The following is an 8233-nucleotide window of genomic DNA, read 5'->3' on the forward strand; positions in this document are numbered from 1 at the left end:
ACGCGGGCCGCCTGCTCCGCCGCCGGCCGGTAGAGCTCCTCGACGTACTGGCGCACCATGCGGTCCGCGCCGAGCTGCGGCACCAGCGTCGCGAGCGTCTGCCGCACGCGGCGCACCCACTCCACCGGAACCCCGTCGGCGTCGCGCTCGTAGTACCGGGTCGCGACGCGATGCTCGAGCAGCTCGTAGAGGGCGGCCGCCTCGAGGGCGTCCCGCTCACCCGAGTCGCCCGCGGCATCCGCCGACGGGATCACCCAGCCGTAGTCGTCGCCGGCGAACTCGGCCCACCAGCCGTCGAGGATCGACAGGTTCAGGGCGCCGTTCATGGCCGCCTTCATGCCCGACGTGCCGCAGGCCTCGAGCGGCCGCAGCGGGTTGTTCAGCCACACGTCGCACCCGGGATAGAGCAGTTCGGCCATGCCCATGTCGTAGTCGGGGAGGAACACGATGCGGTCGCGCAACTCGGGCTGCTGCGCGAACTGCACGAGCTGCTGGATGAGTCGCTTGCCCTCGTCGTCGGCCGGATGCGACTTGCCGGCGATCACGAACTGCACCGGCCGCTCGGGGTTCGTCAGGATCGACTTCAGCCGCTCGGGGTCGCTCAGCATGAGCGTGAGGCGCTTGTACGTCGGCACGCGCCGGGCGAATCCGACGGTGAGCGTGTCGGGGTCGAGCACCTGGGTGAGCCACTTCGGCGCGGACGCCCCGTCGTGCTGCTCGGCCCAGGATGCGGCGAGCCGGCGCCGCGCGTCCTCCACGAGCTGCAGCCGCATGCCGCGCTTCACGGCCCAGAACTCGGCGTCGCTCACGGCGGGACTCGTCCAGTCGGCGTGCTCGGTGTCGCCCGTGCCGAGGCGAGCCTCGGCCAGGCCCAGCAGGGCGGGGTCGGTCCACGTCGGGGCGTGCACGCCGTTCGTGATCGACGTGATCGGCACCTCGTCGGCGTCGAAGCCCGGCCACAGGTCGCCGAACATGCGCCGGCTGACCTGCCCGTGCAGCTTGGAGACGCCGTTGGCCCGCTGCGCGAGCCGGAGGCCCATGACCGCCATGTTGAAGGCGCTCGTCGACGGCTCGGCCCCTGGCTCGACGCCGAGCGCGAGTGCGTCAGCCGGGTCGACGCCCGGCAGCAGCGAGCTCGTGAGGTATCGCTCGACGAGCGCGCGGTCGAAGCGGTCGATGCCCGCGGGCACGGGCGTGTGCGTCGTGAAGACGGTGCCGGCACGGACGAGTTGCAGCGCCTCCGAGAACGAGCAGCCGTCGGCGATGTGCATCGCGATGCGCTCGAGCCCGAGGAAGCCGGCATGGCCCTCGTTCATGTGGAACACGTCGGGAGCGGGCGTGCCGCTCAGTTCGGTGAAGGCGCGCACCGCCCGAGCCCCGCCGATGCCGAGGAGGAGTTCCTGCAGGAGCCGGTGCTCCCCGCCCCCGCCGTAGAGGCGGTCGGTGACCGAGCGCAGCTCGTCGGTGTTCGCCGGGATGTCGGTGTCGAGCATGAGCAGCGTGATGCGACCCACCGCCGCCTTCCAGACCCGGGCGTGCAGCGACGCCTCGTCGGGGAGCGCGAGCGTGACCTGCACGGGCGAGCCGTCGGGTCGGCGGAGGACCGACAGCGGCAGGCCGTCGGGATCGAGCACCGGATACCGCTCCTGCTGCCAGCCGTCGGGCGAGATGGACTGCGCGAAGTAGCCGGCCTTGTAGAACAAGCCCACGCCGATGAGCGGCACCCCGAGGTCGGAGGCCGCCTTCAGGTGATCGCCGGCGAGGATGCCCAGGCCGCCGGAGTACTGCGGCAGGGCGGCCGTGATGCCGAACTCGGGCGAGAAGTACGCCACGGCGCGCGGTGCGTCGGTTCCGAGCGACTGGAACCAGCGCGGCTGCGACAGGTACTCTCGGAGGCTCGCGCGTTCGCGCTCGGCCCACTCCACGTATCCCGCGTCGCCCGCGAGCTCGTCGAGCCTCGCCGGGTCGACCTCGCCGAGGAACGCGCCGGGGTCGCGCCGGGTGCTGCGCCACAGCTCGGGGTCGATGTGCTCGAACAGGCGCTTCGTCGGCTCATGCCATGACCACCGGAGGTTGCCGGCGAGCTCCTCGAGGGCGGACAAGGAGCCGGGCACGACGGCACGGACGGTGAACTTGCGGATCGGCTTCACGGGCTCCACCCTAGGTCGCCGGCGTGACGAATGCGTGAACGCGCCGACCCGCCCGATCGCGACGCACGGGCCATTCCGCGCTACGGTCGGAAGGTGACCTCCCGAGACGTACTGGCCGGCCGGATCCCGGTGACGCGGGTCACCCCCGCCCTCCCCGACGAGCGCTGGAGACCCAAGGCCTTCGAGGGCGAGGTGGTGCCGTTCCGCGCGACGGTGTTCCGCGAGGGCCACGACCAGGTCGGCGCGATGCTCGTGCTCACCAGCCCGTCGGGCACCGTACGGCACGTGCGCATGTCGCCGCTCACGGCGGGCACCGACCGGTGGGAGGCCTGGGTGCTCCTCGACGAGCGGGGCGTCTGGCACTGGCACGTCACCGGCTTCGACGACGAGATTGCCACCTGGCGGCACGACGCCGCCCTGAAGATCGACGCCGGCGTCGACGCCGAGCTGATGTACGAGATCGGTGCGCGCCTCCTCGACCGGGCGGCGGCCGAGAAGGCCCGGCCCATCGCGGCTCGCCGCAAGCTCACGGCCCTCGCGGCCGCGCTGCGCGACGACGCGGCATCCGTCGACGACCGCCGGCCGCTCGTCGATGCGCCCGCGCTCGACGTCTTCACCGCCTGGCCGCTCGCGAAGCTCACGAGCGACTCGCCCGAGCGCGAGATCCTCGTCGAGCGCCGGCGCGCGGGCGTCGGCTCGTGGTACGAGTTCTTCCCCAGGTCCGAGGGCGCGCGGCGGCTGAAGGACGGCAGCTGGAAGAGCGGCACGTTCCGCACGGCGATGAAGCGGCTCGACGGCGTCGCGGCGATGGGCTTCGACGTGGTGTACCTGCCGCCGATCCACCCGATCGGCGTGACGAACCGCAAGGGCAGGAACAACACCCTCGATCCAGGGCCGAACGATCCGGGCTCGCCGTGGGCGATCGGCGGCGCCGCCGGCGGGCACGACGCCGTGCACCCCGACCTCGGCACCCTCGCCGACTTCCGCGCCTTCGTGCGGCGCGCCGCCGCCCTCGGCATGGAGGTGGCCCTCGACCTCGCGCTGCAGGCCTCCCCCGACCACCCGTGGGTGGCGGAGCATCCCGAGTGGTTCACGCAGCTTCCCGACGGGACCATCCGCTTCGCGGAGAACCCGCCGAAGAAGTACCAGGACATCTACCCCGTGAACTTCGATGACGACCCCGAGGGCATCTTCGTCGAGGTGCTGCGCATCGTGCGGCACTGGATGAAGCAGGGCGTGAAGATCTTCCGGGTGGACAATCCGCACACGAAGCCCCTCATGTTCTGGGAACGGCTCATCGCCGCGGTCAACGCCGAGGACCCCGACGTGGTGTTCCTGGCCGAGGCGTTCACCCGCCCGGCGATGATGCAGGCGCTCGCCATGGCGGGCTTCCAGCAGTCCTACTCGTACTTCACGTGGCGCAACACCAAGGAGGAGCTCGAGGAGTTCCTCACCTCGGTGTCGCAGGAGACGGCCGACTTCATGCGGCCCAACCTGTTCGTGAACACGCCCGACATCCTGACCGAGTACCTCCAGTTCGGCGGCCCGGCGGCGTTCACGGTGCGCGCGACGATCGCGGCGACCGCGGCGCCCACGTGGGGCGTGTACGCCGGGTTCGAGCTGTTCGAGTCCGTCGCCCGGCCGGGGGCCGAGGAGGCGATCGACAACGAGAAGTACGAGTACAAGCCGCGCGACTTCGCCGCCGCGGAGGCCGAGGGCCGCTCGCTCGCCCTCTACCTCGGCATCCTCAACGCGATCCGCGCCGCCCACCCGGCGCTCGCCCAGTTGCGCAACATCCACTTCCACAGCAGCGAGGACGACGCCGTGGTCGTGTATTCGAAGCACCTCCCCGGGCGGTTCACGCCCGACGGGCGCGACGACACCGTCATCGTGGTCGCGAACGTCGACCCGCATTCCGTGAGGGAGACCACCGTGCACCTCGATCTCGCCGCCATCGGGCTCACCCCCGGCATCCGCTTCGAGGTGGAGGACCTCGTCACCGGCGACCGCTGGGACTGGGGTGACGCCAACTACGTGCGCCTCGACGCCTTCACGCGTCCGGCGCACATCCTCCACGTGGTGCGAGGCAGCGATGACTGAGCGGATGCCGCAGGCCGGCCCCGAGGTCGACGATGCGCAGCTCGCCGAAGTCGCCGAAGGACGACACGCCGATCCGCACTCGGTGCTCGGCCAGCACGGCTTCGAGCTGCCGGGCACGCCCGGCGTGCACACGGTCATCCGCACCCGGCGGCCGCTCGCCGACCGGGTCGACGCGCTGCTCGACGGCGGCGAGGTGCTGCCGCTCCGGCATGTCGGCTACGGCATCTGGGCGGGAGCCGGTGACTTCGGCCCCGTCGACTACCTCATCCGCGCTCGCTACGGCGACGACGAGTGGACGAGCGACGACCCGTACCGGTTCGCGCCCACGATCGGCGAGCTCGACCTGCACCTCATCGGCGAGGGCCGGCACGAGCAGCTGTGGCAGGTGCTCGGCGCCCACCACCGCGAGCACTGGGGCGTCGACGGCGGCGTGCGCGGCACCTCGTTCACCGTCTGGGCGCCGCGCGCCGGGGCCGTCCGGGTCGTGGGCGAGTTCAACCGCTGGGACGGCACCGGACACGCGATGCGGAGCATGGGCGGCACCGGCGTGTGGGAGCTCTTCGTGCCCGAACTCGAGCCCGGCACGATCTACAAGTTCGAGATCCTCACCCCCGCCGGGCACTGGATCATGAAGGCCGACCCGATGGCCAGGCAGGCCGAGATCGCACCGTCGACGGCATCGGTCGTCAGCGTGAGCTCCTACGAGTGGGGCGACGGCGAATGGATGTCGCGGCGTGCCGTCACCAACCCGCACGAGCGGCCCATGAGCACGTACGAACTGCACCTCGGCTCGTGGCGGCCCGGACGCGGCTACCGCGACGTCGCCGACGAGCTCATCGAGTACCTCGACTGGCTCGGGTACACGCATGTGGAGTTCATGCCGCTGGCGGAGCATCCGTTCGGCGGATCGTGGGGCTACCAGGTCACCGGCTACTACGCGATCACCTCGCGGTTCGGCAGTCCCGACGATCTGAAGTACCTCATCGACCGGCTGCACGGGGCGGGCATCGGCGTGATCATGGACTGGGTTCCCGGCCACTTCCCGAAGGACGACTGGGCGCTCGCGCGCTTCGACGGCGAGCCGCTGTACGAGCATCCCGACCCCCGTCGCGGTGAGCAGAAGGACTGGGGCACGTACGTCTTCGACTTCGGCAACCCGCGGGTGCGCAACTTCCTCGTCGCCAACGCGCTGTTCTGGCTGGAGGAGATGCACGTCGACGGCCTCCGCGTCGACGCCGTCGCGTCGATGCTCTACCTCGACTACTCCCGCGAGGACGGTGAGTGGCTGCCCAACCAGTACGGCGGGCGCGAGCACCTCGAAGCCATCTCGTTCCTGCAGGAGGCCACGGCGACGGCGTACAAGCGCAACCCGGGCATCGTCATGATCGCCGAGGAGTCCACGTCGTGGCCGGGGGTCACGGCGCCGACGTCGTCGGGGGGCCTCGGGTTCGGCTTCAAGTGGAACATGGGCTGGATGCACGACACCCTGCAGTACATCTCGAAGGACCCGATGTACCGCGCGCACCACCACCACGACCTCACCTTCTCGTTCCTGTACGCGTTCAGCGAGCACTTCGTGCTGCCCATCAGCCATGACGAGGTCGTGCACGGCAAGGGCTCGCTCATCCGCAAGATGCCGGGCGACCACTGGCAGCAGCTCGCCAACGTGCGCGCCTATCTCTCGTACATGTGGGCGCACCCCGGCAAGCAGCTGCTCTTCATGGGCCAGGAGTTCGGCCAGCTCTCCGAGTGGAGCGAGGAGCGCGGCCTCGACTGGTGGATCCTCGACCAGCCTTCCCACCGCCAGCTCGCCGAGTTCGTGGGCGCGCTGAATCGCGCCTATCGTGAGACCGCGGCGCTGTGGCAGCTCGACGACGACGCCTCGGGGTTCGAGTGGATCGAAGGCGGCGCCGCGAACGAGAACGTGATCGCGTTCATCCGCTACGACCGCGACCGCCGGCCGCTCCTGTGCGTCGTCAATTTCGCCGGCCGGCCGCACGAGGGCTTCCGCCTCGGCCTGCCGACGGCCGGGCGCTGGATCGAGGTGCTGAACTCGGATGCCACGCAGTTCGGCGGCTCGGGCGTGGGCAACCTCGGCGGGGTCGAGGCGACGGAGGACCCGTGGTCGGGCCGCCCCGCATCGGCGTCGTTCACCCTGCCGCCGTTGGCAGCGGTGTGGTTCACGCTCGAGCGCTGAGGCCCTGGCCCTGCGCGGCCCGGCCTCGACGGCTTCGCTGCTGAAGCCTCAGTACAACAGGTTCGTGAGGCGCCGGCGCGCCGCGATCACGCGGGGATCGTCGGTGCCCACGACCTCGAACAACTCCACGAGCCGCTCGCGGACGGCCCGCTTGCCGTCGGCGTCGAGCTTCGGGAACAGCGTCAGCAGGCGGTCGAACGCGTCGTCGATGTGCCCGCCCGAGAGGTCGAGGTCGGCGACGTCGAGCTGCGCGCCCAGGTCGTCGGGTGCCGACGCGGCCGCATTGCGGATCGCGTCGAGGGTCTTGCCCTGCAGACGCCAGAGCAGGTTCGCCTGCGCCAGGCCGGCGACGGCGAGCGAGTCGCGCGGATCCTGGGCGATCGCGGTGCGGTACGCGGATGCCGCGGCCTCGAAATCGCCGCGCTCGATCGCGTCGTACGCCTCCTGGTGCAACGGGGGCAGCGGTGGCTCGACGGGTTCGGCCGGGACGTCGCCGGGCTCCCCGCCGGCCTCGACCTGTCCCGAGACCCCGTGCTGGGCACCGAGTTCGAGCAACTGGTCGAAGACCTGCTCGATCACGTCGTCGGGCTGCGCGCCGGCGAACAGCGGCACGGGCTGGCCGGCGACCACGGCGACGACGGTGGGGATCGCCTGCGCCTGGAAGGCCTGCACCAGCTGCGGGCTCCGGTCGGCGTCGGCCGCAGCGAGCACGAGGCGTCCGGCGCGCGCCCTGACCAGCCGGTCGAGGGTCTCGACGAGGGCGACCGACTGCTCGCTCCACGAGGCCCACAGCACGACCACGACGGGAACGGTGCGCGAGAGTTCGAGCGTGGCGCCGAAGGCGGCGTCGTCCGTCTCGAAGACGATGGCATCCCCTGCGCGGGCTCCCGAGGCCGAGTCGGGCGCATCACCCGGCTGCCGCTGCGCCGGTGGGCGCTGCACGAGGGAGGACAGGTCGACGGCGCCGCGAAGGCCGCTCGGCTGGATGGGGTCGCTCACGGTATCTCCGATGCTCCGATCAGGCTCTCGGACCAGCCGAGGAGGCGGATCTTCTCGTCCGAGCCGACGCCCGGCACGTAGAACAGCAACTGCACGCCGATCACGCGCTGCACGCCCTTGGCGCTCTTTTCGACGAAGCCCGAGAGGGCCCGGCCCGGCGCACCCTCCTGGAAGCCGATGGTGCCGCCGTCGTTCGGCGTGACCTTCTCCGTCTGCTCGATCGACACGCTGACGAGCGCGCCGGAATCGTTCGTGGCGAGTGCCACCGTGGGGCTCGCCCCGACGGCGTTCGAGAAGGCGACGTCAGCCGTCGGCGGAAGCGCATCGCTGATGGCCTGCTGGCCGGTCGGCCCGAGCTGCTCGCGGAGTGCGTCGCCCTCGGCGTCGAACATCGTCGCGAACTCGGATGCGTCGCCCTTCAGGAGCACATCCGCGTAGGCCGCGGCCACCTGTCCGGGCTCCATCACCAGGCCCTTGAACTCGGGCGAGATGAGCGGCGCGCCGATCGAGGCCGGGGCGACCTCGGGCACGTCGGCATCGGGCGCCAGGGACATCGCGTAGACGATCTTGTAATTGTCGCGCGGGGTCGCCTGCTGGAGCACCAGCGCGGTCGGCGCCACGGTGGGATCGTCGCTGTTCGTCGCGATGGTCAGCACCGTGCGGCCGCTGGCCGGCCAACCGGCCACCTGCTGCGGGAGGGTGAGCGTGAGCGGCGACGCCGGGATCGGCGGCAGCGCGGGGTGGTCGGGCAGGGTGCCGCGGATCGCGTAGTTGGCCTGGCGGGCGG

At 71.2% G+C, this 8233-nt stretch carries 4 protein-coding genes and 1 pseudogene; 2 read left to right on the plus strand and 3 right to left on the minus strand.

Features of this window, described 5'->3' with window-relative positions; all coding sequences use genetic code 11:
* Positions 1 to 2150, minus strand: a 2150-nt coding sequence (gene glgP / locus GH736_RS13020; RefSeq protein WP_159603937.1) for an alpha-glucan family phosphorylase, incomplete at its 3' end; no start/stop codon positions are given.
* Between the two features lie 30 nt (positions 2151 to 2180).
* Here glgP and GH736_RS13025 point away from each other — a divergent pair.
* Both GH736_RS13025 and glgB read left to right on the plus strand, forming a co-directional pair.
* Positions 2181 to 4250 carry a maltotransferase domain-containing protein gene (locus tag GH736_RS13025; RefSeq protein WP_159603939.1) on the plus strand — a complete coding sequence of 690 codons (2070 nt, stop codon included), beginning with the start codon at positions 2181 to 2183 and terminating at the stop codon, positions 4248 to 4250.
* Positions 4243 to 6447: a 1,4-alpha-glucan branching protein GlgB gene (gene glgB, locus GH736_RS13030; protein ID WP_159603941.1), complete on the plus strand. Its 2205-nt coding sequence runs from the start codon at positions 4243 to 4245 to the stop codon at positions 6445 to 6447. The genes GH736_RS13025 and glgB overlap by 8 nt, the downstream gene beginning before the upstream one ends.
* A gap of 48 nt (positions 6448 to 6495) precedes the next feature.
* Here the strand turns inward: glgB and GH736_RS13035 are convergent, their stop codons facing one another.
* Positions 6496 to 7446 (minus strand): tetratricopeptide repeat protein, encoded by a 951-nt coding sequence (locus GH736_RS13035; RefSeq protein ID WP_159603943.1) that lies wholly within the window; start codon positions 7444 to 7446, stop codon positions 6496 to 6498.
* Positions 7443 to 8233: pseudogene (locus tag GH736_RS13040) on the minus strand (hypothetical protein); the annotation flags it as partial. The gene GH736_RS13035 and the pseudogene GH736_RS13040, both read right to left, overlap by 4 nt.

It is taken from the genome of Agromyces humi, from assembly GCF_009720255.1.
Taxonomy (GTDB): domain Bacteria; phylum Actinomycetota; class Actinomycetes; order Actinomycetales; family Microbacteriaceae; genus Agromyces; species Agromyces humi.